23 protein-coding genes and 1 rRNA gene are annotated in these 23494 nt (G+C 40.4%); 9 read left to right on the plus strand and 15 right to left on the minus strand.

What is annotated here, in order from left to right; translation table 11 throughout:
• Nucleotides 1–119 precede the first annotated feature (119 nt).
• The 3 genes from BUA78_RS16325 to BUA78_RS16335 all read right to left on the minus strand — a co-directional run bounded on the left by BUA78_RS16325 (nt 120) and on the right by BUA78_RS16335 (nt 3088).
• On the minus strand, nt 120–473 hold the full coding sequence (locus BUA78_RS16325) for a CGGC domain-containing protein (protein ID WP_072916667.1): 354 nt from the start codon (nt 471–473) through the stop codon (nt 120–122).
• A 140-nt stretch (nt 474–613) separates the two neighbouring features.
• Complete coding sequence (locus BUA78_RS16330; protein ID WP_072916668.1) at nt 614–1456, minus strand: DegV family protein; 843 nt, start codon at nt 1454–1456, stop codon at nt 614–616.
• Nucleotides 1457–1474: 18 nt separating this feature from the next.
• Nucleotides 1475–3088, minus strand: a complete 1614-nt coding sequence (locus BUA78_RS16335) for a DAK2 domain-containing protein (protein WP_072916729.1) — start codon at nt 3086–3088, stop codon at nt 1475–1477.
• 260 nt (nt 3089–3348) lie between these two features.
• On the opposite strand from BUA78_RS16335, the gene BUA78_RS16340 reads away from it, so the two are divergent.
• Genes BUA78_RS16340 through BUA78_RS16355 form a run of 4 tightly spaced genes read left to right on the plus strand, consistent with a single transcriptional unit; the run spans nt 3349 to nt 5066 of the window.
• Complete coding sequence (locus tag BUA78_RS16340; RefSeq protein ID WP_072916671.1) at nt 3349–3486, plus strand: CD1871A family CXXC motif-containing protein; 138 nt, start codon at nt 3349–3351, stop codon at nt 3484–3486.
• Entirely contained in the window at nt 3479–4327 is an 849-nt protein-coding gene (locus BUA78_RS16345; protein WP_072916672.1) for a 4Fe-4S binding protein, read from the plus strand. The genes BUA78_RS16340 and BUA78_RS16345 overlap by 8 nt, the downstream gene beginning before the upstream one ends.
• Nucleotides 4314–4778, plus strand: coding sequence for a hypothetical protein (locus BUA78_RS16350; protein ID WP_072916675.1), 465 nt, complete (start codon nt 4314–4316; stop codon nt 4776–4778). Before BUA78_RS16345 ends, BUA78_RS16350 begins: the two co-directional genes overlap by 14 nt.
• A gap of 9 nt (nt 4779–4787) precedes the next feature.
• Nucleotides 4788–5066, plus strand: coding sequence for a TlpA family protein disulfide reductase (locus BUA78_RS16355; RefSeq protein WP_274377408.1), 279 nt, complete (start codon nt 4788–4790; stop codon nt 5064–5066).
• A 233-nt stretch (nt 5067–5299) separates the two neighbouring features.
• On the opposite strand, the gene BUA78_RS16360 is transcribed toward BUA78_RS16355, so the two are convergent.
• From BUA78_RS16360 to BUA78_RS16385, 6 genes are all read right to left on the minus strand, one after another.
• Nucleotides 5300–6763 carry an Msr family ABC-F type ribosomal protection protein gene (locus BUA78_RS16360; RefSeq protein ID WP_072916679.1) on the minus strand — a complete coding sequence of 488 codons (1464 nt, stop codon included), beginning with the start codon at nt 6761–6763 and terminating at the stop codon, nt 5300–5302.
• Nucleotides 6764–7381: 618 nt separating this feature from the next.
• A complete protein-coding gene (gene cshA / locus BUA78_RS16365; RefSeq protein WP_072916681.1) occupies nt 7382–8815 on the minus strand; it encodes a degradosome RNA helicase CshA in 1434 nt (477 codons plus the stop codon).
• A gap of 149 nt (nt 8816–8964) precedes the next feature.
• A complete protein-coding gene (locus BUA78_RS16370; protein WP_072916684.1) occupies nt 8965–9558 on the minus strand; it encodes a DUF1847 domain-containing protein in 594 nt (197 codons plus the stop codon).
• A gap of 55 nt (nt 9559–9613) precedes the next feature.
• Entirely contained in the window at nt 9614–10552 is a 939-nt protein-coding gene (locus tag BUA78_RS16375; RefSeq protein ID WP_072916686.1) for a sulfite exporter TauE/SafE family protein, read from the minus strand.
• Between the two features lie 28 nt (nt 10553–10580).
• Nucleotides 10581–11033 carry a hypothetical protein gene (locus BUA78_RS16380; protein WP_072916689.1) on the minus strand — a complete coding sequence of 151 codons (453 nt, stop codon included), beginning with the start codon at nt 11031–11033 and terminating at the stop codon, nt 10581–10583.
• A gap of 203 nt (nt 11034–11236) precedes the next feature.
• A complete protein-coding gene (locus BUA78_RS16385) occupies nt 11237–11905 on the minus strand; it encodes a Crp/Fnr family transcriptional regulator (RefSeq protein WP_072916690.1) in 669 nt (222 codons plus the stop codon).
• A 383-nt stretch (nt 11906–12288) separates the two neighbouring features.
• Here BUA78_RS16385 and BUA78_RS16390 point away from each other — a divergent pair, with 383 nt between their 5' ends.
• Together BUA78_RS16390 and gdhA are read left to right on the plus strand one after the other, a co-directional pair.
• Entirely contained in the window at nt 12289–13581 is a 1293-nt protein-coding gene (locus BUA78_RS16390; RefSeq protein ID WP_072916692.1) for a uracil-xanthine permease family protein, read from the plus strand.
• A gap of 502 nt (nt 13582–14083) precedes the next feature.
• Nucleotides 14084–15451, plus strand: coding sequence for an NADP-specific glutamate dehydrogenase (gene gdhA, locus BUA78_RS16395; protein ID WP_072916694.1), 1368 nt, complete (start codon nt 14084–14086; stop codon nt 15449–15451).
• 82 nt (nt 15452–15533) lie between these two features.
• Here the strand turns inward: gdhA and BUA78_RS16400 are convergent, their stop codons facing one another.
• The 3 genes from BUA78_RS16400 to bioB all read right to left on the minus strand — a co-directional run bounded on the left by BUA78_RS16400 (nt 15534) and on the right by bioB (nt 18118).
• Nucleotides 15534–16397, minus strand: coding sequence for a GGDEF domain-containing protein (locus BUA78_RS16400; protein WP_072916696.1), 864 nt, complete (start codon nt 16395–16397; stop codon nt 15534–15536).
• Nucleotides 16397–16768, minus strand: a complete 372-nt coding sequence (locus BUA78_RS16405) for a hypothetical protein (protein WP_072916699.1) — start codon at nt 16766–16768, stop codon at nt 16397–16399. The genes BUA78_RS16400 and BUA78_RS16405 overlap by 1 nt, the downstream gene beginning before the upstream one ends.
• A gap of 378 nt (nt 16769–17146) precedes the next feature.
• Nucleotides 17147–18118 (minus strand): biotin synthase BioB, encoded by a 972-nt coding sequence (bioB, locus tag BUA78_RS16410; protein WP_072916701.1) that lies wholly within the window; start codon nt 18116–18118, stop codon nt 17147–17149.
• Between the two features lie 454 nt (nt 18119–18572).
• Here bioB and BUA78_RS16415 point away from each other — a divergent pair, with 454 nt between their 5' ends.
• Entirely contained in the window at nt 18573–19313 is a 741-nt protein-coding gene (locus BUA78_RS16415) for an IclR family transcriptional regulator (protein ID WP_072916704.1), read from the plus strand.
• A gap of 133 nt (nt 19314–19446) precedes the next feature.
• Here the strand turns inward: BUA78_RS16415 and BUA78_RS16420 are convergent, their stop codons facing one another.
• Both BUA78_RS16420 and cuyA read right to left on the minus strand, forming a co-directional pair.
• Complete coding sequence (locus tag BUA78_RS16420; protein ID WP_072916707.1) at nt 19447–20862, minus strand: Na+/H+ antiporter NhaC family protein; 1416 nt, start codon at nt 20860–20862, stop codon at nt 19447–19449.
• Nucleotides 20863–21080: 218 nt separating this feature from the next.
• Nucleotides 21081–22085 (minus strand): D-cysteate sulfo-lyase, encoded by a 1005-nt coding sequence (cuyA, locus tag BUA78_RS16425; protein WP_072916709.1) that lies wholly within the window; start codon nt 22083–22085, stop codon nt 21081–21083.
• 477 nt (nt 22086–22562) lie between these two features.
• Here cuyA and BUA78_RS16430 point away from each other — a divergent pair, with 477 nt between their 5' ends.
• Together BUA78_RS16430 and BUA78_RS21115 are read left to right on the plus strand one after the other, a co-directional pair.
• Nucleotides 22563–22889: a hypothetical protein gene (locus BUA78_RS16430; protein ID WP_072916711.1), complete on the plus strand. Its 327-nt coding sequence runs from the start codon at nt 22563–22565 to the stop codon at nt 22887–22889.
• A gap of 117 nt (nt 22890–23006) precedes the next feature.
• Nucleotides 23007–23099, plus strand: coding sequence for a DUF933 domain-containing protein (locus BUA78_RS21115; protein WP_420795523.1), 93 nt, complete (start codon nt 23007–23009; stop codon nt 23097–23099).
• 136 nt (nt 23100–23235) lie between these two features.
• Here BUA78_RS21115 and rrf read toward each other — a convergent pair.
• A 5S ribosomal RNA gene (gene rrf / locus BUA78_RS16440) occupies nt 23236–23352 on the minus strand.
• Between the last annotated feature and the right edge of the window lie 142 nt (nt 23353–23494).

A 23494-nucleotide genomic window follows, 5' to 3' on the forward strand; every position in this document is an offset into this window, starting at 1 on the left:
CACCGTACTGTTGACCCCGTTTTAAAAGTGGCTACTCCCCTTTAACTAATTACTTAAAATATATCCTATATTGAAAAGGCTGTCAATGGGAAAGGCACGGCGTAAAGCCGTGCCACTGCTTAGTAATTATGAGTCCCAATAATTACCTCTTTAAACTTGGTTTCCAGCTTCTTCTTGATACCCTCCAGATCAATGGGACAGCCGGCAGTTTGGACTGCTTTTACCAAGCAGGTGCCAAGATGTACTGTATCAATTTCCCGCTCCAGATAATCTGCTTGTTCCAGTAGTAATTGCGCCCGGGGCATCACCAAGCCGGGGCAATCGCCACAATTGGTCATAGCCACGATCTTAACCTCACCCTCGTGGCGAGCAAACTCCCCATCCTTTTGCTCGGCAGCTTTAAAACACTTCAGACAGGCAACACAACTAATGTCTCTAATTTTCTTACAGGTAAAAATAGCAACTCGTTTCATAGGACACCTCCATTAAAATTTCTAAAGATATTCGATATTTTAGTTATAAAAACCTGCCAACCTCTGCCAAATTTCATGTTTTTACATCTTAATAAGACAAAAAGTAGCAGAACAACCAGTAAGGTGTTCTGCTACCCTAATTATAAGCAATAATAAATAATTCCGCTTACTCCCGGACCCACATGACTGCCAATTACCGGGCCTACATCTCCTAGCCAAAGCTCTTGACAATTTAACCTAGCCTTTACTTTCTGCTGTAAAATATCCCTGGCCTCCGGGTCACCACCACCTAGCACTGCACAGATGATGGGAGAATCCCCAGAATCCTGTTCTACCATTTCGACCATACGTTCTAAGCCTTTGTTTTTCCCTCTAATCTTCTGCGAAGGATAAACAATACCTTCTTTTACAGCAAGCAGTGGTTTGATATTGAGTAAAGAACCCAGAAAAGCCTGGGCCTTGCCAATACGTCCACCCCGTTCCAAATAGTCCAACGAATCAACTAAAAAGGATATCTTCATTTTGGGAATTAGGTTAGTAACCAGAGCCTTAACCTCGTCATAGGATTTTCCTACGGCTAAAGCCTGGGAAGCAGCAATGGCCATTAGACCAACACCCCAAGTAGCGGAGCGTGTATCAATCACTTCAACCTGGCCTTTATGCTTTACCATATTAGCAGCTAATCTTGCCGATTGGCAGGTGCCGCTGAATTGGCTGGATAGGGTCAGACAAAGAATTTTTGAGCCATCCTTCATTAATTCTTCAAACTTGCTGGCAAATTCCCCCGGTGCCGGTTGGGATGTGCTGGCCAGCTTACCCTGGCTAAGTTGCTGGTAAAACTCGTCGGGTGTTATTTCAATACCGTCGCGATACATTTCCGATCCAATAAATACCTTTAAAGGAACTCTGCTGATGCCAAATCTTTGATATAAATGTTCCGGTAAATCCGCTGTACTATCAGTAACAATACGTACCGGTGGCATCCTATCACCTACCTTATTTTACTCTACAGAAAGAATAAAGTGATATAAGGGCTGCCCACCGAAATGCAATTCAAATTCGATATCAGGAAAATCCGTTTGTAATTTTTCTACAATTGCCTCCGCTTGCTCCCCTACATCCGCGCCATAATACAAGGTAACCAGGGAGTGGTCTTCCTGCAGCATATGGGTGAGCAGATCCTTCACGATAGGGGCTAATTCTTGACCTACTGCCACGATCGAACCTTCAGCAATGCCAATTAGATCCCCTTGATGAATCTTATAATTGTTGTTGGTGGTTTCCCGGACAGCCCTGGTAACCTCACCAGTTAACACCGAGCGGGCTGCACTATTCATTGCCTGGAAATTCTCTGCCAAACCGGCTTCCGGTAACTGGGCCAATAGGGCACCAAGTCCCTGCGGAATCGTCCGTGTAGGAACAACTTTAACCTCTTTGTTTTTGACTAAACTAGCTGCTTGCTCAGCTGCCAAGATAATATTTTTGTTATTAGGCAACACCAGTACACCATGGGCTGGTACACTTTGAATGGCCCGGACAATTTCTTCGGTGCTGGGATTCATGGTTTGGCCCCCTACAACCACGGTATCCGCCCCAAGACTATTCATGATATCGATGATTCCTTCACCGGTTCCTACAGTAACAAGGCCAACTTCTTTTTCAGGAATTACTTCTTGTTTTAGTTGTTGGTTTTGTTCCTTCATATTGTGAATGGCTACCTGATGAAGCGAGCCATAGTTTAAACAGTTTTCCAGAACCATCCCGGGGTGGTTAGAGTGAATATGCACCTTGGCTACCTGCTCAGTACCAACCACCATCAGGCAATCACCATAGGGGGCTAACTCATGTCTGAGGGTCTCCAAGGGTATTTGAGTGCCTTTGACTAAGAACTCAGTACAATAGGTAAAATGAATCTCCGTATCCAATTCCTTAGGTAAGCCTTTGGAAAATTTGCTTTCCTGCCGGGCTGTAAAATCCATCAGCAGACTAAATTCCTCTGCCCGCTTGAGGGCATTTAGAATACCTTCCAAAATAATGACATAGCCGCGGCCCCCGGCATCAACCACACCGGCCTCTTTAAGCACCGGCAATAGTTCCGGGGTCTCACTTAAGGCCATCCGTGCTTCCCGCAGGGTAATAATCATCACCCGCAGTAAATCATAATTGCGAATCACGGCAGTTCTGGCCGCCTCAGCACTACGCCGCATGACTGTCAGCATGGTGCCTTCCACGGGGTTCATGACTGCCTGGTAAGCCAGCTTTGCCCCTTCTTCCATAGCCTGTACAACTTCCAGTGCATTGGCCCGTTCTTTTCCAGCCAAAGCCTTGGCAAAACCGCGCACCAGTTGGGAAAGGATAACGCCGGAATTACCTCTCGCCCCCATCAAGCACGCCTCGGCAGCAGCTTCAGCTACTTCGCCAATATGAGTCGTCTCCATCTGCTGTACTTCTTTGGCCGCTGCCAAAAGAGTTAAATACATGTTATTACCTGTATCTCCATCGGGGACAGGAAAAACATTGAGTGCATCAATCTCAGATTTGTGTTGAGCCAGCAAATGGGTACTGCCCAAAAGCATTTTTTTTAAGCCTTGTCCATCAAATGAATATAAACTCACAAAATCACCCTTACAGAGGTCGTTATAAAACACCAATTTAATAAAATTCTCGCTCAAACGTAACTTTCCTTCTATAATCTAGAAAAACATTATTTACACTCAATTTAGTATAAGCAAAAAAAGAAATAGTAAGCTCTAAATTCATTCTATTATACAGATTTCCAGATATGCCCTTTTCCCTTTTTTTACCTTAGAGGGCAATGGCAGGAAGTTGCTGCCGCGTGTCGAAATCCTTACTACCAGATATAGGAGATAACCTAATGAAAAGATCAATCATGACAAAAATAGTATTCCTAACCGGGAGTATCTTTTTAGCTTTCGGAATTCTGCGCGGCGAAGCTTTCGAGGTTTTGCAAAAAGCCATACAAATTTGTTTGGAGTGTATCGGCATTGGCTAGTATAAGAAGTATTGTACAATTATGCTCGGCCATCAGCTTCAACAGCTATTGGCCAGGCTTTCAGAATGGCAGTATTTACAGGGGTCCCTTAAAGGCTATTTGCTTACCCTCCCTAAACTGCTACTCTTGCCCGGGAGCTATTGGTTCCTGCCCCATAGGTTCCCTCCAAGCCATAATGGGCAGCATTTCCTTTCAGTTTTCTTTTTACGTAACGGGACTTCTGCTTTTGTTTGGCGTCACCCTGGGAAGATTTATTTGTGGTTGGCTGTGCCCCTTTGGGTTTATACAAGAGCTACTTCATCGCCTGCCTGTGCCCAAGCTTCAATTACCTCATTGGTCCAGGAAAATAAAATATTTTATCTTGCTCGGTGTTTTCTTGCTACCTCTTCTGCCAACTGCAACAGGCATCGGTGTCCCTTATTTTTGCCAATATCTCTGTCCAGCTGGCACGCTGGAGGCAGCTATTCCATTGTATTTATCCTACCCGCCCATTCGCAGTGCTACAGGTGCTTTATTCTGGTGGAGAATCTTTTGGTTAGGACTCATTCTGTTGCTAGCAGCTATGTATTACCGTGGCTTTTGCCGTACACTTTGTCCCTTAGGAGCTTTTTACTCTTTCTTTAATCCCTTTAGCCTCTGGCGAATTCACTATGATTTTGGAAAATGCAATAACTGTGGACAATGCTCTGCAACCTGTCCGGTGGAGCTAAAGGTAACTGAAAATCCCAATCATCCCGAATGTATTCGTTGCCTTAGGTGTACCAAAGCCTGTCCTACCCAGGCACTTACATTTCAAATTGCTACCGAATCCAAGAAGGAGGTTTACAATGTTAAAGCCTAAAATTTTAATCTTGGGTCTGGCTATGGCCCTGTCGGTTAACCTGGCGGGTTGTGCAGGAACTTCCTCTCCAGAGCAGCAAACCAAGCAATCCTCCCCCGGGGTAACGGAAGACCAACAGCAATCCACAGACCCTAAAACAGCTACCCCAAGCGAACCACAAACGCCAACCAATACTCCACCGGCAGAAACCGGGGTAAAGGAAACTGAGGAACCCAACGCTTCGGGTGCTGCTGCTTTAGATGCGCCACTTCCCCCCAGTAACAAAGCACCGGCAGCCGTTGAACCTAAAATACCGGCAAAACCTGCTTTACCCCAGGGAACTGTGTCGCTCAAAGTTGGTGCAACCCTGCCGGAATTTGTACTCACTGATTTAAAAGGAAACACCACCAGTGCCTCAGCTGTTATTACCGGTCACCAGCTAACCTTTATCAATTTTTGGACCACCACCTGAGGCTACTGCATCGAAGAGATGCCAGCCCTGGAAGGGCTGAATAAAAAATATACTGCCAAGAAAGTTGCCGTGATAGGTCTTCTCCTGGACCCACATAGAGAAAAATGGGCTTTACAAGCGGTTAAGGATACCACCTTTCCCCATTTAAAAGATGACGGTCGCTTTGCAGATCATGTTTTTGGTGTACCGCAGACTCTTATTGTCGATAAGAATGGCCAGATTTTAGATATTGTTGTTGGTATGCGTTCTTTGCAAGAGTTTAGTGCCCTGGCAGATAAATATCTATAAAAAAGGATTAACGTGTTCTATACAATCGCAAAACGCTAGAAAACCGCTTAAACACTACGTTTTTGCGGTTTTTTTATTGCTTCCCGCCTACATGGTGGCCCACATGCCACGAACCCTTATAAGAAGTAGCGGGGAGCAATAAAGGCTACACCCTTTACTGCTCCAATTTCGCTGCTTCTTTTCTTTTTTGTAAGCTTCGCTTTGCCTGCCTCCCGACATTGGGGACATTTTGTCTATTTTTGGGGGGTGATTTGACCTCCTTTAATTTCGTAAACTATATTTGCTACATTGTCCAAAAGTCGTTTATCATGCGAAATAAAGAAAATTGTTCCGGCATAGTCTTTCATCATTACTTCTAATGCTTCCAGACTAGGTAGATCAAGAAAATTGCTTGGTTCATCCATTAGTAGAATGTTATAACGGCCCAGCAGCATTTTTGCAAGCAGTAGCTTAATAATTTCACCACCGCTTAAAACGGACAGTTCTTTACAAACATCGTTTTGAGAATACCCCATAGAAGCCAACACCGAGCGAATTTCGGATACTTGGTAATCGCAATTTTCCTGCATAAACTCCATGACACCTTGCTTGCGGTTAAACTTGTATCCGGTTTGGGCAAAGTATCCGATTGCCGCCTTCGGCGATATGGATATGCCATTTTCTTGTTCTAAAATCATGTGAAACAGGGTTGTTTTACCCACACCATTGCCACCGGTCAGCGCAACTTTAGCACCCAAGGGGATTTGAAAAGACGCTTTTTCAAAAATCATCTTTTCGCCAAATCGTTTGCAGATGTTCGTTCCCGTAATGGGAAATGGATTGTGTAATTCCAATGCTGCACTCTGACGGAAACGGATTGTACGGCCCTTTTCGGGAGCTTTTACATCACCAAGCAAGTCTATCCTATGCTCCATGTTTTTCGCTGCATTATAGAGCTTTTTTTGCTTGCTTCCCACTGTTTTTTGATGTCCGAGCCGCCCACCGCTCTCCGTGTTGTTTTTGCGGGTAGCACCTTTGGACTTTTGTTCAACTTTTCTTGCCTGCCTCTGCTTTTCGACAATGGCTCGTTCCAGCCTATCCCGTTCAGCAACAAATTGCTCGTATTGAACGGCTTGACTTTGCTGCTCTTCTTCCTTTTGGCGTAAGTAATCGGAATACCCACCCCAATACTCTGTGATCTTCCCATCCTTCAACTCCCAGATTTTATCCACGAGCTCATCTAGAAAATAGCGGTCATGGCTAATGATAAGCAAAGCACCAGAAAAATATTTTAATTGACCAATCAGGAAATCTATTCCTTCACGGTCAAGATGGCAAGTCGGCTCGTCGGCAAAAATGCCATGCACCTGCTCCGATAAGGCTTGTGCAATTTTGAGCCGCGTTTCCTCTCCACCGCTCATAGTTTGTACTGCCAGATTGTCAACACCCAGCTTACCCATTAAGACATGATCTTTTTCTTCCTGAACAAAAGCATCACTCAACTGTGGGATAAGGGAAAAGTTACCCCGTCGTGTAATTTTGGAATGTGGTAATACGAGATCTCCAAACAATACTTTTAGCAAAGTGCTTTTCCCTGCTCCGTTCCCACCGACCAAACCTATGCGGTCATAATCGTAAAGTTCCAATTCGTCAATATCTAAAATATCGCGCCCAATATATTCAACGCGAATGTCTTTCGCTTTTATCAATAGTTCCATAAATCTTAGCCTCCTGTCAAAATCACAGTTTTCTAACTGCAAGAATAACTACTGTAGTCGTTTGGCATATTTATCCAGACCTCCTAATGGATGGAACCAATATGCTCAAGCGCCAAAATGCAAGTGCCGAATAAGTTTTTGTGATAAACAGTGATTTTAGGCAATAAAAAATACAGGCCATCGTCCGGCAACGCGGGCTTTGGTCTGTATTTATACGACGAGAGGAAACACGACAACAAAAGGCCTAGCCTTAAAAAGGCCATTCCCAGCCGTAATCCATGTTCACATTCGTAAAATAAGCACAATAAAAAAAGCCCACTATCGTGGATAGAAACTCTGCTTTTTTATTGCCAGCTTATCTTAAACGAACTGAATACATAAATTAGGCATCCTCCTTTTATTCTAATTTTTATTCTATTGTTGGAATGGTTATTTGTCAACCACACAGCATAAATTACCAATTATATATGATAAGCATACAACACTATCATACCCGTACTTTAGATTATTGAAAGGAAGTTGTTTCCAACGAAAGTACTGTGAAGAAGCCTTCAAAGAAAAAAGCATGACAACAAGTGCCATGCCATTATGTAAAGAACTTTATGCGAAGTTTTTGCTTTATGAATGCTGATTTTTGCCTCTGACTCCACCAAACCTCTTCTTCGTACCTTGCGGAGCCCGTTTGTCTCTGGGAGGCCATTTCTTGTGCGGTGCCGAGGTGGCTTTTTTACTCCGCAGCGGTTTTTCTTCTGTCAACTGAACTGGGGTTCTATCCGGTTCCTTTGTGAGCAGCTTTAAGGCTGCCGCTACAAGAGTGATGGAATCTGTTTCTGATAACAGGTCCTTGGCCAACCCTTGATATTGTTTAAAATCCTCTTCTTCCACAATCCTTAACAGCTTATCTACCGTTACCCGCTGCTGCCCTGCTATAGCATCTTTAATCGTCGGTATAGGCATGCGGTTAATTTTATGTTTTGTTAGCCTCTCAATTAATCGTAAATGATTGATCTCCCGTGGTATGACGAAGGTAATAGCCTCTCCCTTGTTGCCAGCACGTCCGGTTCGGCCAATCCGGTGTACGTAACTTTCAGGGTCTTGGGGAATATCAAAATTATAAACATGAGTTACACCACTGATGTCTAAACCCCGGGCAGCCACATCGGTGGCCACCAACACCTCTATCGTACCCTCTCTGAACTGGCGCAGTACACTTTCCCGCTTCGCTTGTGTAAGATCACCATGGATTCCTTCTGCAGAATAACCTCGTTTATTTAAGGCTTCATAGAGTTCATCCACTCGCCGTTTGGTCCGTCCAAAAATGATTGCCAGTTCCGGTGACTGAATATCTAGAAGGATAGATAAAACCTCGAATTTCTGTTTTTCATGAACTTCAATATAGCTTTGATCTATACTAGGAACCGTAATTCCTTTGGCTTTTATACCTACATACTCAGGACTATTCATAAAACGTTGGGCTAAATCCTGGATCGGTTTGGCCAGGGTAGCGGAAAAAAGTAAGGTTTGTCGTTGTTGGGGCATTTCTCCTAAGATAAATTCAATATCTTCCACAAACCCCATATTCAACATTTCATCCGCTTCATCCAGAACCACCGTTTTAATTTCTTCTAAGCGAATTGTTTTTCTTCTCATGTGATCCATAAGTCGTCCTGGGGTACCGACAATGATATGAGGTTTTTTATTTAGTGCTCTGATTTGGCGAACAATATCTTGCCCACCATAGACCGGCAGTGTTCGTATTCCTTTAACTTGGCCTATCCTATTTAATTCCTCTGCTACTTGTACCGCCAGTTCTCTTGTCGGGGTAATTACCAGCCCCTGAAGCTGCCCAATGGCTCCTGAGAATCTCTCCACCATGGGTATCCCAAAAGCGGCCGTTTTACCAGTACCAGTATGGGCCTGCCCAATAAGATCTCTTCCCTCTAAGGCAATAGGAATCGTTTTTTCTTGAATCGGTGTAGCCTCTTCAAAGCCCATGTTTAGTATCGACTCTGTTACATGTTTACTTAATCCCAGTTGATAGAAATTTGACATATTGTAACTCCTTTCAATGCTAGTAAGATTATTATTATTACTATTATTATTAAAATAAATCTTTCCTAATCGCTGTGCCCTTAAGACTATACCATACTTAAGGCTCAAAATACAAAAATATCACTCCGGCTGATGCCGGAGCGATATTTTTATTCATATTTTTTATTTTTAAACTTCTTACGCAGATAACTGGAGTAGCAGATGGCTAGAGGATTATGCCCTAATACCCGATCCTTAACAGCAAAGGTTGTCACCGGGGCTTCAGAATATTTGGCAAAAAGCATATCGTGACCAACACAAAGCCCAATTTCTAGGTTTAAATCCGTTTTCTTTTGATTTAAGACCTTTGCTTGTAAAATTGGATCGCAAAGGATTTCTACTTTGTCTTCTTTTACCTTAGGCACATCGTAGTCCTCTTTCTTTAAACCGCCAATTTTGCAGCAAGCAGAGTAAACTTCAAAATGCTTAGATAAGATTTCTTCCAGTATCGCTGCCTCTTCTGTTAATCCAACACAGAAAGCCAAACCAATACGCTGATAACCCATTCTTTTAGCTAACAGAATAACTTCATCCAGACGAGTTAGGTTATTACCATGTACCGCTTGAAAATGACCACTTAGGCGATGGTAATCCTTGTTCACATCTTCATCGTATTCATCGAGGGCGTATTTGCCGCCAGTGCAGTCAAAGCCCTCCTTATCACATTTGTTTTTGGGTTGAAGTTTACAGGAAGCACACTTCACAATTCGGACCCCCCTTACATACTTTTTGAAGATCGTCAAATCAGTAGATCAGTTATCAGATCTTAATGCCTAAAGCAAGCAGCATGTATTTGAGGCCTACATACAGGAGAATGAAAGCCAATAGATACTTCAGTTTACGGGCGTTGATAAACTTGGACAGTTGAGCCGCAACTACAGTACCGATGGCAACCCCAACCAACTCAAAGCCCAGGAAGGCAAAGTCAATCTGACTACCCATGGACAGGTAGTTGGCAATACTGGTCAAAGAGGAAACTAGAATGGAAAGAACGGAGGTACCGGCAACAATGTACATGGGGAAGCCCATTATACTGGTCATAAAGGGTACTAACAGGAAACCGCCGCCCACACCAAGGGATGCAGAGATAATAGCTACAACGATACCGACAAAGAAGGGAACGAGTGCATTGTACTTAAATTCCTGACCGGCAAAGGTGAAGGTATTCTGGAGACCAACTTGTTGGAAATTAACGCCAATTTCTTTAATTTCATTCATTTTACCTGCGGCTTTGAGTTCTTTAACCTTTTCGGCAAAGGCCTGGTTCGCTTGCTTTACTTTCTTTTGGCTATCAACAAATTTCTGGCTGCATTCGTAGAATAGGCGGAGAGAGATTGCTAAGGTAAAGAAACCAAAGTAAGGTTGGAAATGCTTCATTTCTTTGAGGAAGTCGGCAGAGAAGTAAGAGCCGATTAAAGCACCAATAATACCACCAAGACCAAGAGCTATCGCGGTAGGAACTACGATACGTTTTTCACGAAGATACAGAGGAGTGCCAACGATGGGGCTAACCAGTGTTAAAACTTGGTTCATAGGTTTTATCATGTTGGCATTTTTTAGACCAAAAATACTCATATGACCTACACCGGCCAGAATACCTCCGGCTGCACCTACCGTGGTAAATACATATCCGACAAAAATTCCCCATAAAATTAGGGTAATAGGACTAGCGTCCACGCCTGCCATTGCAAAATGCATATATAATTCCCTCCATTTTAATTATTCATTAGTTATTGTGAGACTCAGTACTAACTAAGATAGACTTAGTCGTTAACCGGGCTTTTAGGTATCCAAACACACCCTTGGCGAGATAGTAGAAAATATAGCAAGCAAAATATCCTGCAAAGGTATTAATTTCCCAGCTAACAAGAGGTAATGTAATAGTAGGCCACTTCAAGCTAATAATCCAAACTATAAGTACGTGGGGAACTAGGCTATAAATTGAATCCACTGCTACTGCGGTTAAATAATCAAAAAAAACTTCTCGCATTTCAACTTGTAGCGACCGATAGGCGGCGCCATCTCCAATCTCCGTTGCTACATTTGACAATTCATTTAATTCTTGATATCTTTCTTTAAGTCTCTTAATTTTTGCGCCGTGTGGATCTTTTAAGAAAGCCATCAACTTCTTTGGTAACCGTTCTTTACTAAATGGTTGAGTTAGTCTATCTTGGTTCATGCCCCCCCTCCTTCTTAAGTTATCATTCGCTTCGCTTGTTATTAATTTATCAAACTTTGGTTTTAATTCATGTCGCTAACGTGACCATAAGTGTGTCATAATAATTACTTAAATTTAGTCGTCAATTTTACCTTATTATTGTCTATTGCACGACAAATTAAAAGGGTTGGCGATTTGTACGCCAACCCTTTTAATTCATTATTTTATACAATCCACTTATTTAACTTTTCAGTATCTAGAATGAACATTTCTCTACCTTCAACAGCTATACTATTTTCTTGTTTAAAGGTATTTAAAAGTGATGTTACCGTCTGCCTGGAGGTGCCAATCATACAAGCAATCTCTTCATGTGTTAACCGCAAATCTATTTTAGTGCCGTTTTCGGTCTCAACTCCCGCCCGTTCAGCCATCTTTAATAATAACATCGCTAATCGACCTGGGACCTGCCAACAAACCATTTCATGGATAATGGCCTCTGCTTCTCTCATCCTTACCCCTAGGGTTTTAGCAACTTTAATGGCAATGGAAGGATGTTGTTCAAGCAATTCTTCAAACCGATTTTTTCTTACTACCACGATAGTAACATCATTAATAGCACCGGCAAAACAGGTTCTCTCGCCATGATAGAGGGTTTCGGCTAGTCCCATTAATTCTCCCGGACTTCTCATGCTACCCACGGTAACCCTCCGTCCATCGGCTGTAATGCGGTAAATCTTAACAAAACCCTCTTCTATTAAATAGATACGATCTGCAGTATCACCGGCCGCAAAAATAATTTGACCTTTGGGATAATGCACCACTGTACCGTATTCCCGAATGAGGTTTTTCTCATATTCCTCCAATGCTAAAGGTTCATAACTGATAGTCTCCATTTTCTATCCCTCCCAAAGGCGTGTTTCTCTATAATAATTGTCATATATCAAGACAAAGAATTACCCAATGTATACTATTGTATATGTTTATTTTGCAATCTTCAAGACTATTCGTTTATAATTAAATCTTTCACTAATGGTAGGATTGGCAAAAGTTTAAATACTTATATCAATATAATTTACAATATGACTAAATTTAACCCTCTTTAGGGTCTATCCAGCAACATAAGTATAGTTTTTTGATTTTAAATAGCGTTATCATATGTATCAAGCATAAGAACTATTTTGGGTATTAGATTCAAATTTCATGCGGAGATTTTACTACCAGGAATTTTTTATAACATATCGAATTAATCTAATACTAATCGGGAGGTGCTTACACATTGAATAAAATAAATTTCAAATATGGTTTGGATGATGTCCCCCCTTTGATAGAGCTATTGTTATTAGGATTACAATGGCTGGCTATTGTAATCCCAATTATCATCATTATTGGCAAAGTAATCGTGGGGCTGCATTTTAGTGATCCATTAGATCAGGTCGTTTATCTGCAAAAAATGTTTTTTGTATCGGCAGTTTCTCTTTTGGCACAGGTGCTGTGGGGACATAGATTACCATTAATTATAGGCCCCGCAACAGTACTCCTGGTGGGTATTGCTGCAAGCCAGGGAGGTAACACAAATACGATTTATTCTTCCATTGTAATGGGTGGTATACTTCTTCTGGTTTTAAGTGCTACCGGATTATTCGCAAAAATTAAAAGGTTTTTCACACCCCAGGTGGTCGCTACCATTCTGATTTTAATCGCCCTTACACTTACACCCATGATTCTCAATTTAATTTTTGCTGCTCAGCAGATAGCTCCACTGCAGAATTTATGTTTTGTTCTTACTCTTGTTCTGGGTATGTTTATGGCCAATCAGCATTTAACCGGTCTTTGGAAGACAACCCTGATTATTTGGGCTATGATTATTGGAAGTGTGATCTATTTGCTACTTTTTCCTCAGTATACTGGAATAAGTTATAATCAGCATTTTAACTCGATCTCAAGTTTTTTTAGACCTTTAAGCTTTGATTTTTCCCTAGACCCTAGTGTTCTAATTTCTTTTCTCATTTGCTTTTTAGCTCTGTCCATTAATGACCTTGGTTCAATTCAATCCATTGGTGAATTAATCAAGCCAGAAAATATGGAAAAACGGATTACGAGAGGTATTTCATTTACCGGATTAGGCAACATCCTATCCGGTCTGTTGGGTGTTGTAGGGCCGGTCAATTTTTCTTTAAGCCCCGGCGTAATAGCATCCACCGCTGTAGCTTCCAGGTTCACCCTAATCCCCACTGCCTTGGGGCTATTGCTGCTTTCATTTTTGCCCTCGACAATTGCCTTTATTGGGAGCATTCCTCCGGTAGTGGTGGGAGGTGCACTCATTTATATTATGTGTTCACAAATCTCTTCGGGATTATTGGTTGCCTTTAACACAACTGGAGGTTTTAAGTTCGAAAATGGTCTAATTATGGGGTTACCGCTTATGTTAAGTATAATCATTTCCTTCCTCCCCCCGAATATTGTAAACAGTTTTCCTGTTTCACTAAGACCCATTATGGGAAATGGCTTTGTGATAGGTGTATTAGCTGTTTTAATCTTAGAAAATGTTATTTATCGGAGAAAAAAATAGCTCTATTATTAAACAATCCATAGAGAATCAAGTCACTACAAAGCCCGCCAAATTGTTTTTTAATACAATTTGATGGGCTTTGTTACTTCTTGGGAGTTTGTTTGATCCAATGACCGCCTTGAGATTATCTTTCTCACCATTGCCTTTCTCCTACTATTTGTTTTTGTTACTAGTTGTTGGTTATAGGTTATTTTCTGATAATATTGTATCTGAAATCAATTATTGAAGGTTAGTTTAATAAATTAACACCATGATAATATTAGTAACAGATAATAGACTGCTCATTTGCAGCAAATAGTTGTATCCTTATAAATTACTTGGAATTTTAAGGTAGCAATGGATATTGTATTTTTATGATTGAGATATTGTTTTAAACAATTTTTAATTATAGAATAATCATGAAAAGTAAAATTTTATTTATTTTACTAATTGATGCTTGAGTATTAAAATCATTTTATTATAATACACAAGTATTGAAAACAAGAGGAGGAGTAGATAGACAATGGCGTCTCTACAGGATACCCAAGTTGCTAAGGATTACGTTAACGAGGTATATGAGCTTGTACAAAAACGGAATCCTCATGAATGTGAGTTTCATCAAGCTGTTAAGGAAATTCTGGAGTCTCTTATTCCTGCATTGGCAAAACATCCTGAGTACATGGACAATGGTATATTGGAAAGGATAGTAGAGCCAGAAAGAATGATTACTTTTAGAGTTCCTTGGGTAGATGATCAAGGAAAGACCAGAGTAAACCGCGGATTCCGTGTACAGTTTAACAGTGCCATCGGCCCTTACAAAGGTGGCTTACGGTTTCATCCTTCCGTCAATGCTAGTATCATTAAGTTTTTGGGTTTTGAACAAATTTTCAAAAATTCTTTAACCGGTCAACCTATTGGTGGTGGAAAAGGTGGTTCCGACTTTGACCCGAAGGGTAAATCCGACAGAGAAATCATGAGATTTACCCAAAGCTTTATGACAGAACTATCCAAATACATTGGACCTGATATTGATGTGCCTGCCGGGGATATTGGAGTTGGTGCAAGAGAAATTGGTTTTATGTTCGGTCAATATAAGAGACTTAAAGGAGCCTATGAAGCAGGTGTGTTGACAGGAAAGGGCCTTAGCTACGGCGGAAGTTTAGCCAGAAAAGAAGCTACAGGATATGGTGCTGTCTACTTTGTAGAAGAAATGCTGAAAGACAGGGGACTTAGTTTTAAGGGAAGTACCGTGGTTATATCCGGTTCTGGTAATGTTGCGATATACGCCATAGAAAAAGCTACTCAATTGGGTGCAAAAGTTGTGGCCTGTAGTGATTCAAATGGCTATATTTATGATAAAAATGGTATTAATCTTAGTACTGTTAAACGATTAAAAGAGGTTGAGAGAAAAAGAATAAAAGAATATGTGACGGAGCATCCTCATGCAGAATATTATGAAGGCTGCCTTGGAATATGGTCCATTCCCTGTGACATTGCTCTGCCCTGTGCCACACAAAATGAAATTGATGAAAGTTCCGCTCAGACATTGGTTAAGAACGGGGTAAAAGCTATTGGCGAAGGTGCAAATATGCCATCCACTTTGGAAGCAATTAATGTATTCCTAAAAAACAATATCCTCTTTGCACCAGCAAAAGCTGCTAATGCAGGTGGGGTATCCACTTCTGCACTAGAGATGTCCCAAAACAGCATGAGACTATCCTGGACATTTGAAGAAGTTGATGCCCAGTTATATAAAATCATGACCAATATTTATCGTAATAGTGTTGCAGCAGCAGAGGAATATGGCCATCCAGGTAACCTGGTGGTAGGAGCTAATATCGCAGGATTTATTAAGCTTGCTGATGCCATGATGGCACAAGGAGTCATTTAAAAAATATACTTATATATAAATTGAATCCCCTATGGAATATTCTCCATAGGGGATTCATCATTTTTCCGCCACCTTAAAACCATCAGAACTCACTTCGTACTTCCACCTGTCCATGCACTACTATAGAAATTTTCTCTCTTTTGGCTGTTGTCGAAGCAAGACTGGCCATGTTGATAAGATCTGAAACTGAGTATGCTCTGCTGTCATTGGAATTAGAAAAGCATCTCACCCCTCCGGCAATCCCTACTGATCCCCTAACCTTAATCCCCTGAGGCCATTCCGCCAAAGAAAATTCATTAATAATGCGTTCTGCAAAATATTGGACATCCCGCCAAGATCTTATGGTTACAATGGCAAACTCATCTCCGGCATAACGGCAAAGATAATCCATATTTTCCTGGATTACACCTTTTAATACCCTAGAAGTCTGACATAGAATTGAATCTCCTACTACGTGGCCAAATTGCTTATCAATATTACCAAAATCATCTAGATCTAAAAAAATAATAGTAATTTCTTGTACTCTCTGCAAAAATTCTAATGCTTTTACATATAGAAAATTTGCCTTATGAAGACCCGTAAGACCGTCGATATGCTTTCCTAATTCAGCATTGAGTTTGGCTTTTGTTATTAATCCAGCCATATATCCGTCTTTAGTCACTACCAAACGTTCAATATTATGCTGTTCCATAAGTTCTTTTGCATACCAAAGGGAGAAGTGAGGTAATGCCACTATAACCTCACTACTCATTGCATCAACCACCAGTCGATTCGGATGCGCTCTCCTCACATCCCGAGAGGTAATGATCCCCACCGGTTTTCTGTTTTCCAGTACGGGTAACCCTCCGACTTTATACTTGTCCATTAAATCAATCGCCAGTTTGACTGAATCATCCGGGGTAATGGTAATCAGTTCTGTTTCCATTATTTGTTCCACACAAATCATTACAAATCTACTCCCCGGTTTACTTGAATCACAATATTAACCTGAACCTTTAATAGCGTATTATCTGTTGCCATACGCTCCCCTTCTTCTAAAATAATAGGTAATAATTTTTCTTTGGGAATTAGTTTCATGATAGACTTTTTTAGTACGACTGCTTCAAATACCGGATGACTAATACGAACTATCTCATACTGATCCGGGGATAGTGCATCAACCATACGACGTACTGCCTCCGGTCCTATGGGTGCTTTTTTTCCTACCAACAATACATCCCTCATTGGCGGGAGTTCGAACTCGGATAATCGAATGGAGAGTTCCGCCTTTCGAACAGGCTCAGCTGAGTGGAGGGGAAAATCAAAATCGCTAGACAATTCTTTTATCACCCTTTTTTGCTTTGTAGTAATAACTGTATTTGACAATGCTCTACCTGAAAAATATATTGTTCTTTTCAGACTAACCTGTCTAAAATTAGGACTTTCTGCCTATTTACTACTATAGTGTTTTCTAAGCTTGTATTATATTTCCTGCTTATCATGTGTTTTTTTCTAATATTTATATGTATCTAATGTAAGTTCTACTGTTTTTCATGGCCTTAACAATGGAGAACATTTTTCGTTGGTTATCAGTAAAGCAAGTGTACCATATTTATATCACTAAACCGACAGCTGATGGTCAGCTCTGCACTTGCGTACTTATAAAAATAAAAAACCCAGCAGTTCACGTAACTACTGGGTTTTAGCTAAAATAATCTACCTACACACCTCTAAACCGATTTCACGTATCATTTCTACATCATCCGAAACAGTATTCCCGACTGTTGTCAGATAGTTTCCGACCATTACCCCGTTAATACCGGCCATAAAGCCCTTCCGTTGGAGTTCTCCCAATGCATTTCTCCCACCGGCATACCGAATGAAAGCATAAGGGATGATTAGCCGAAACAATGAAATGGTCTTTACAATTTCTAACGGCTCAATTTTTTCAGCATATTCCAAGGGTGTCCCCTTAATAGGATTCAAAATATTGATCGGAATAGATATTATACCCAATTCCCTGAGTTCAAAGGCCATTTTTATTCTTTGCTTCATGCCTTCGCCCATTCCAATAATACCGCCACAGCAAACTGTAAGCCCTGCCATGATTGCATTTTTGATGGTATGTATTCTGTCATCGTAGGTATGGCTATCGCAGATATTGGCATAATATTCCCTGCAAGTTTCAATATTATGGTGGTACATTGAAAGCCCCGCTTCTTTTAGGCGTAACGCCTGGTTAACAGAAAGACTGCCAAGAGATGCACATAGCCTTAAATTTGTCTCTGACCGTAACGATACAATCATTTGCAAAACCTTTTCAAAATCATCCTCGCTCAAATTTCCCCCACTGGTGACAATCGAAAACCTGTGAACACCTTCTTTTTCATTCTCTTTTGCCGAAACCAATACGTCTTGGATATCAAGAAGTGGATAACTCGGAATCCCAGTATTGTAATGCCCGGACTGAGCACAATATTTGCAGTTCTCAGCACATTTTCCGGATTTAGCATTGATGATGGCACACAGATCAACCTTGTTTCCCATATGCTTTTTACATATCTTATCTGCTAAATGAAATAATTCCTCAATTTCAAGGCTAGCCTCAGAAAGTTCTATCGCTTCTTCAAAATCGATTAATCTACCATTATGTAGTTTTTTCTCGACATGCTTTAGGATTTTGCTCATATTTAACCTACCTTACAAATTTTTCTTCTCACTTACCTATATTATCTACCCAAAGCAGTATTGTCAACCGTTTAAAATTTAACGGTTGACAATACTGCTCCTAGAATCCAATAAGATTAGCAGTCGTCAAGCTACAGCAAAACCTCATTAGCGGCGGACCCATATCTTATATAGAATTTCAAGTGGTAATTTCTGTTTGTCACTTCAGTCCAATATTTGCTATAATAACATAAACTTGTTATAATTATTATTTACATGATAAGTTATACCATTAATCAGCCTGGGTCGTTTTGAAAAAAATACGAATTATTGGATTACATAAGCTACTTTGTTTTAAAAAAAGTATAGAAGAAGCAATAACATCTTAATATTTAGCTTATTTACTTATGACGATGACCATTTGAATATTAATAATAATGGAGAAATAATCTATTTTGGAGGGCTTTCTATTATCATGAATAGTATAGAAAAGGTTCTTTGGATTTTAAATAGATTAGGTGAGGAACCGTATGAATTGAATCTGACTACACTTGCCAATGAAATGAATACTGTAAAAAGTGGTGTGCATAAAACATTAGGTATTATGATGAAACAAGGTTTTATTATTCAAAATCCCGAAACAAAAAAATACTCTGTTGGCCCTGCCTTGTATAGACTTGGTAAAGTTTATGATAACCGAGTAGGCATTTGGGGAATTACAAAACCAATTATCATGGAAGTGGCAGAAATCACACAGGAAACCATTTCAATAGGCATTAGAGAGGGGGATCATGCCATTCTCGCCTATAAAATTGATTCTACACTGCCTGTTCGCTATGTTGAGGATATCGGTATTAAATATCCCATGAACGGTAGTGCTATTGGCAAAGTTTTAGCAGCATACCACGATACTGAGAGGGTAAAAGAATTATTAAATGCCACGAAATTTATAAAACATACACCTAATTCAATAGTTGAGCCAGAAGCAATTCTGCAAGAATACCAAAAAATTCGTGATCAAGGTTATGCCATTAGTGATGAAGAAAGATTTCTGGAATCCTTCGGAATAGCAGTACCTATAATGAATGATCATAAAAATGTATGGTCGTGTTTATGTATTACAGGACCCAAAGTACGCTTTACTTCAGAAAAGATCAATAGTTGGATTCAACTATTGAAAAGTAAAGCCAATGAAATTTCGATTCTCTTAGCCTAACACAAATTGGACCTCTCGCATCTATAATTTGTAAGATTATAGTAGGATCAGTCATCAAAAAATCAAAATAAACAAAACCATCTGAAGGTAAAATCAGATGGTTTTGTTTATTTTGACACTTTAATTTAAGAAACTATTTCACTTCATTGGCATACTTACGGTTCCAGCCGGTGACTGCAGAAAAGATAATTACTACCAGTAGTGCCCATGAATATGGGTTCAAGAAGGCTGCGCTGATTGATGGGGCTACAATATTATTGGCTTGAGCTGCAGAGACTAAGGCTCCGTACCATGCAACAACACAAATATGCCAGGGAAGCATGAAGAATAGCGTACAAACGGCACAATCCATAAGGTTAGCTCTTCTAGCAGGGGCAAGATTAAATTTTTCGCCCAGAGGCTTAACCAAACTGGGTCCAACCAGTAGTTCTGCAGGTGCGTTTGCAGAAATCGGGGTAGAAATTAAGATAGTGATCCCGATAATTGCCAGTTCTGCTTGTCTTACGGTCTTGGCTACTGTTTTAGTTGCCCAATTTAACATTTTGTTCATTACACCGCTCTCGATCAGCACCTGCGTAATGGCCAAAATTAATAATGCAAAGATAATGGCTCCAACTACTCCTTGAATTCCATCTTCAATAATCCCAGTAGAACCTCCCTTTTCAACTGGAATGGAGAATATTTGTTGTAAATTAATGTTACCATTAATCATACCCAGTAGCATAGCAGATACGTTACCATAAATCAGAGATTCAACTATATGTCTACCACTTAAAGCACTGACCACAACTACTGCAAAGCTTATAAGCATAAGAAGTCCGCCGGCATCTAATTTATCCTGAATTTCAAGGAGTGGTTTAACTTCACCACCGCCACCAGTTATTAATATAACCACTGCTGCAATGATTGCGGCTGTCATTGCCAGTGGGAACCGACTTTTCACAACCTCCTGCATAGTGGCACCTTGGGTATAAGCAGAAACAATGGTTGTATCAGATACAGGTGCTAAGTTATCTCCAAAAGCAGCCCCAGCTAAGATTGCCGCTGCAAGTATGGCAGGGTCAGCTCCTAGAAATACTCCCGCGGGGTAAAGTACAGGCACCAATGAAATAGTAGTACCAGTACTTGACCCAGTACCAAGAGAAAATAGCATTGCAGAAACAAAAGCTACTAAAGCAAATAATGCCCCTTGTGTTCCCGTCTCAATACCAAACCAAAACAAACCATTTACCAGCCCTCCGGCAACCATTAACTTTCCAAAGACGCCGGCTAGTAGCCAGGCAGTGACAATCACGATGCCGTTTTTGTCTCCAATGCCCCGCATAATACTTTCCGAGTAATTTTTTTTGCTTTTTGCCAAGAATAGACCAAAAACAATTGCTAACCAACCAGCTGCCCAGAAGGGCTTAGTTCCCCCCCGATCTTCAACAGATAACCAAATCAGCAGGGAAATTAAAAGGACTAAGGGTAATAATGCACCCCAAATGCCACCATACATTTCTAACTTGTGAGAGTTGTTGGTGTCATGTTCAATAACTTGCTTTGTCATGGACAACACCTCCGTTACTTACTTTTAAAAACTGATAGTAATTTTTAGTTTTCCAGGTAATGTAGATGACTTAAATAATTACTTCTTTACTATATAATATTGGTAAATCTTAATTATTTTATTTTGTATGTCAATAATGTAGCTATTACTAATGATTATTGGGTTATCACTCTTAAGATACAAATCTTAAGAGTGATTTTTCTTTAGTGTTTAGATGTTTAACTATTTCCCAGGATAGTTGATTTATAAGCATATAAAGCAGGCGAACCACCGGTATGGATGAATAAAACATTCTCGCCTTGCTTGAATAAGCCCTTACGAACAAGTCCTATTAAACCTGACATAGCTTTACCTGTATATACAGGGTCCAGCAAAATACCTTCTGTTCTAGCCAATAGCTGTACAGCTTCAACCATTTCCGAGGTAGGTAAAGAATAACCCTGGCCAACATAATCATCGTATACACATACAGCTTCCTTGGGAATCTCATGTTTTACCCCTATAAGAGCTGTGGTTTTTTGAACTAAGCTGTATACCAGTTCCTCTTGAACATCTTTCTTACGACTAACGCTAATCCCAGTAATCGGAATGTTACAGTTATTGCCGTAAAATCCAGTTATCAACCCGGTATGAGTTCCTGCACTACCACTGGGAGTAACAATATGATCAATCTTAATGCCTTTGTCAAAAAGTTGCGCGGATATTTCCTGTGCGCATGCAACATATCCTAAACTGCCAATTTCGTTCGAACCACCACCGGGAATTACATAACCCTTACGCCCTTCAGCTGCCAATTCATCAGCAACACCTTGCATTTCTTTCATCATATCTGAGCCACCGGGCACGACCTTGGTCTTTTCCACACCTAGTAGGTTAAACAAAAAGTTGTTGCCACTGGCTTCTGGCTTATAGCTATTGGGAACTCTCTCTTCTAAGACCAGTCTGCATTTTAGACCTTCCTTTACAGCTGCCGCAAGAGTGAGTCGACAATGATTGGATTGTACTGCTCCGCAAGTAATAAGGGTATCTGCACCTTGTGCCAAGGCATCTGCTACTAAAAATTCCAACTTTCTGGTTTTATTACCCCCAGAAGTTAATCCTAATAGGTCATCTCTTTTAATATAGATGTTTGGTCCACCAAGAGCCTTTGTAAAATTAGGCAAAAATTCAATTGGAGTTTGCCCCTCTGTGTAACGTCTTCGAGAAAATTTGGCTAAATTCATGATATTTCTCCTTTCAAAATTTATCACGTTCTCTTATATAGAACACGATTCTATATTAGTGAACTTATTAATATTATAAATATTTATTTATAATCAGTCAATATAATTTGACTATTCTTTGTTACCTTTTTCACCAGAAAAACTTGGCCATGCCAAACTGCTGCTCCATAAAACAAAGCGCCCATAGTCATAAGACTATGGGTATTCATTATTAGTTAACATATCGATATATGTAAATATTTTATTCTCGGAAACTAACTCTCCATCTAATCCGTCACCTCATTGGTAATACATATAACCATTGATTTAACTATTCTGGTAGGGAAAAATTAGGCACAACACGCTAATACCGTGTCATGATAACATATACTTCATTTTTTAATCAGGCTCGGTAAAAAATATTCACGAAAATGTAAGAATTAAATTAAAGGATTAGCCTTATTCATAAGGAAAGTTTATGAAAGGAGGTGCATTGTAATGGATGATAAAGAACAACTGTATGTAGATCTGATGATGGATCAAATGCCTGGAGATTGCAACGCAAATGTTTTAATAAGTTCTGGTTACTTGACCGAAAAACTTCAGCATACACCAAAGGCCTTGGATTTTATTAAAACATTTTTAGATTCTAAAAAGGATGCTGTCCTGCAGTCAATTTCTGATTTAGGACCAGACTCTCGCAAAAGTGCTATTATGCAAAGAGCTGGCATTAGACAAATGGGGGTTCTTGCTGACGTCGTTAATATTCTAGTTAAAGAAGGGAAAGTTAGGAAAGAGGCCGGTAAATTCTATATCATAGATTAAACTGGAGCTGTGGGGTATTCCTTTGGGGTTGGCCAAAGGTTTTTAGCTTTTAGTTTTTAGCTTTTAGTTTTTAGCTTTTAGTTTTTAGCTTTTGGCTTTTCCCTTCTGGGAATTCTTCTGAACAAGCCAAAGAGAGAGAAAGTTCATTTAGAAGGTAAAGAATATGTAGTGCTGAATGGAGATATCATACATTTCCGATTTAATATTTAATTATTTGTAGGGGCGACCTTTGGTCGTCCGCAGGGGTGTTAGGACAGTCCTACGGACGACCAAAGGTCGCCCCTACGTTTTTAGGCAAAATAAAAAGCTCAGCAGTTATGATAAACTGTGAGCCTTTTTAAAATTACTCTGGCGACGACCTACTCTCCCAGGGACTTGCGTCCCAAGTACCATCGGCCCTGAAGGGCTTAACTGCTGTGTTCGGGATGGGAACAGGTGTACCCCCTCCGGTATCGCCACCAGAAATCTTATGCTATTGTGTTGTTACCTGATTACAGATTCGCTTTCTTAGCTCTTGCGTTCCTTCAAAACTGAACAGCTACTTTGTAAACTCGTCGTATACCTTTTCACTCGAACCTGTAATCTTTCTTACAGGCTTTTGGTCA

The organism is Desulforamulus aeronauticus DSM 10349 (assembly GCF_900142375.1).
In the GTDB taxonomy this organism is placed as follows: Bacteria; Bacillota; Desulfotomaculia; order Desulfotomaculales; family Desulfotomaculaceae; genus Desulfotomaculum; species Desulfotomaculum aeronauticum.

Bases quoted from the DNA above. Each gene is read 5' to 3' on its own strand.
- BUA78_RS16325 (WP_072916667.1), bottom strand. From the start codon at position 473: ATGAAACGAGTTGCTATTTTTACCTGTAAGAAAATTAGAGACATTAGT.
- BUA78_RS16330 (WP_072916668.1), bottom strand. From the start codon at position 1,456: ATGCCACCGGTACGTATTGTTACTGATAGTACAGCGGATTTACCGGAA.
- BUA78_RS16340 (WP_072916671.1), top strand. From the start codon at position 3,349: ATGAAAAGATCAATCATGACAAAAATAGTATTCCTAACCGGGAGTATC.
- BUA78_RS16350 (WP_072916675.1), top strand. From the start codon at position 4,314: ATGTTAAAGCCTAAAATTTTAATCTTGGGTCTGGCTATGGCCCTGTCG.
- BUA78_RS16360 (WP_072916679.1), bottom strand. From the start codon at position 6,763: ATGGAACTATTGATAAAAGCGAAAGACATTCGCGTTGAATATATTGGG.
- cshA (WP_072916681.1), bottom strand. From the start codon at position 8,815: ATGTCAAATTTCTATCAACTGGGATTAAGTAAACATGTAACAGAGTCG.
- BUA78_RS16375 (WP_072916686.1), bottom strand. From the start codon at position 10,552: ATGCATTTTGCAATGGCAGGCGTGGACGCTAGTCCTATTACCCTAATT.
- BUA78_RS16380 (WP_072916689.1), bottom strand. From the start codon at position 11,033: ATGAACCAAGATAGACTAACTCAACCATTTAGTAAAGAACGGTTACCA.
- BUA78_RS16385 (WP_072916690.1), bottom strand. From the start codon at position 11,905: ATGGAGACTATCAGTTATGAACCTTTAGCATTGGAGGAATATGAGAAA.
- gdhA (WP_072916694.1), top strand. From the start codon at position 14,084: ATGGCGTCTCTACAGGATACCCAAGTTGCTAAGGATTACGTTAACGAG.
- BUA78_RS16400 (WP_072916696.1), bottom strand. From the start codon at position 16,397: ATGATTTGTGTGGAACAAATAATGGAAACAGAACTGATTACCATTACC.
- bioB (WP_072916701.1), bottom strand. From the start codon at position 18,118: ATGAGCAAAATCCTAAAGCATGTCGAGAAAAAACTACATAATGGTAGA.
- BUA78_RS16415 (WP_072916704.1), top strand. From the start codon at position 18,573: ATGAATAGTATAGAAAAGGTTCTTTGGATTTTAAATAGATTAGGTGAG.
- BUA78_RS16420 (WP_072916707.1), bottom strand. From the start codon at position 20,862: ATGACAAAGCAAGTTATTGAACATGACACCAACAACTCTCACAAGTTA.
- cuyA (WP_072916709.1), bottom strand. From the start codon at position 22,085: ATGAATTTAGCCAAATTTTCTCGAAGACGTTACACAGAGGGGCAAACT.
- BUA78_RS16430 (WP_072916711.1), top strand. From the start codon at position 22,563: ATGGATGATAAAGAACAACTGTATGTAGATCTGATGATGGATCAAATG.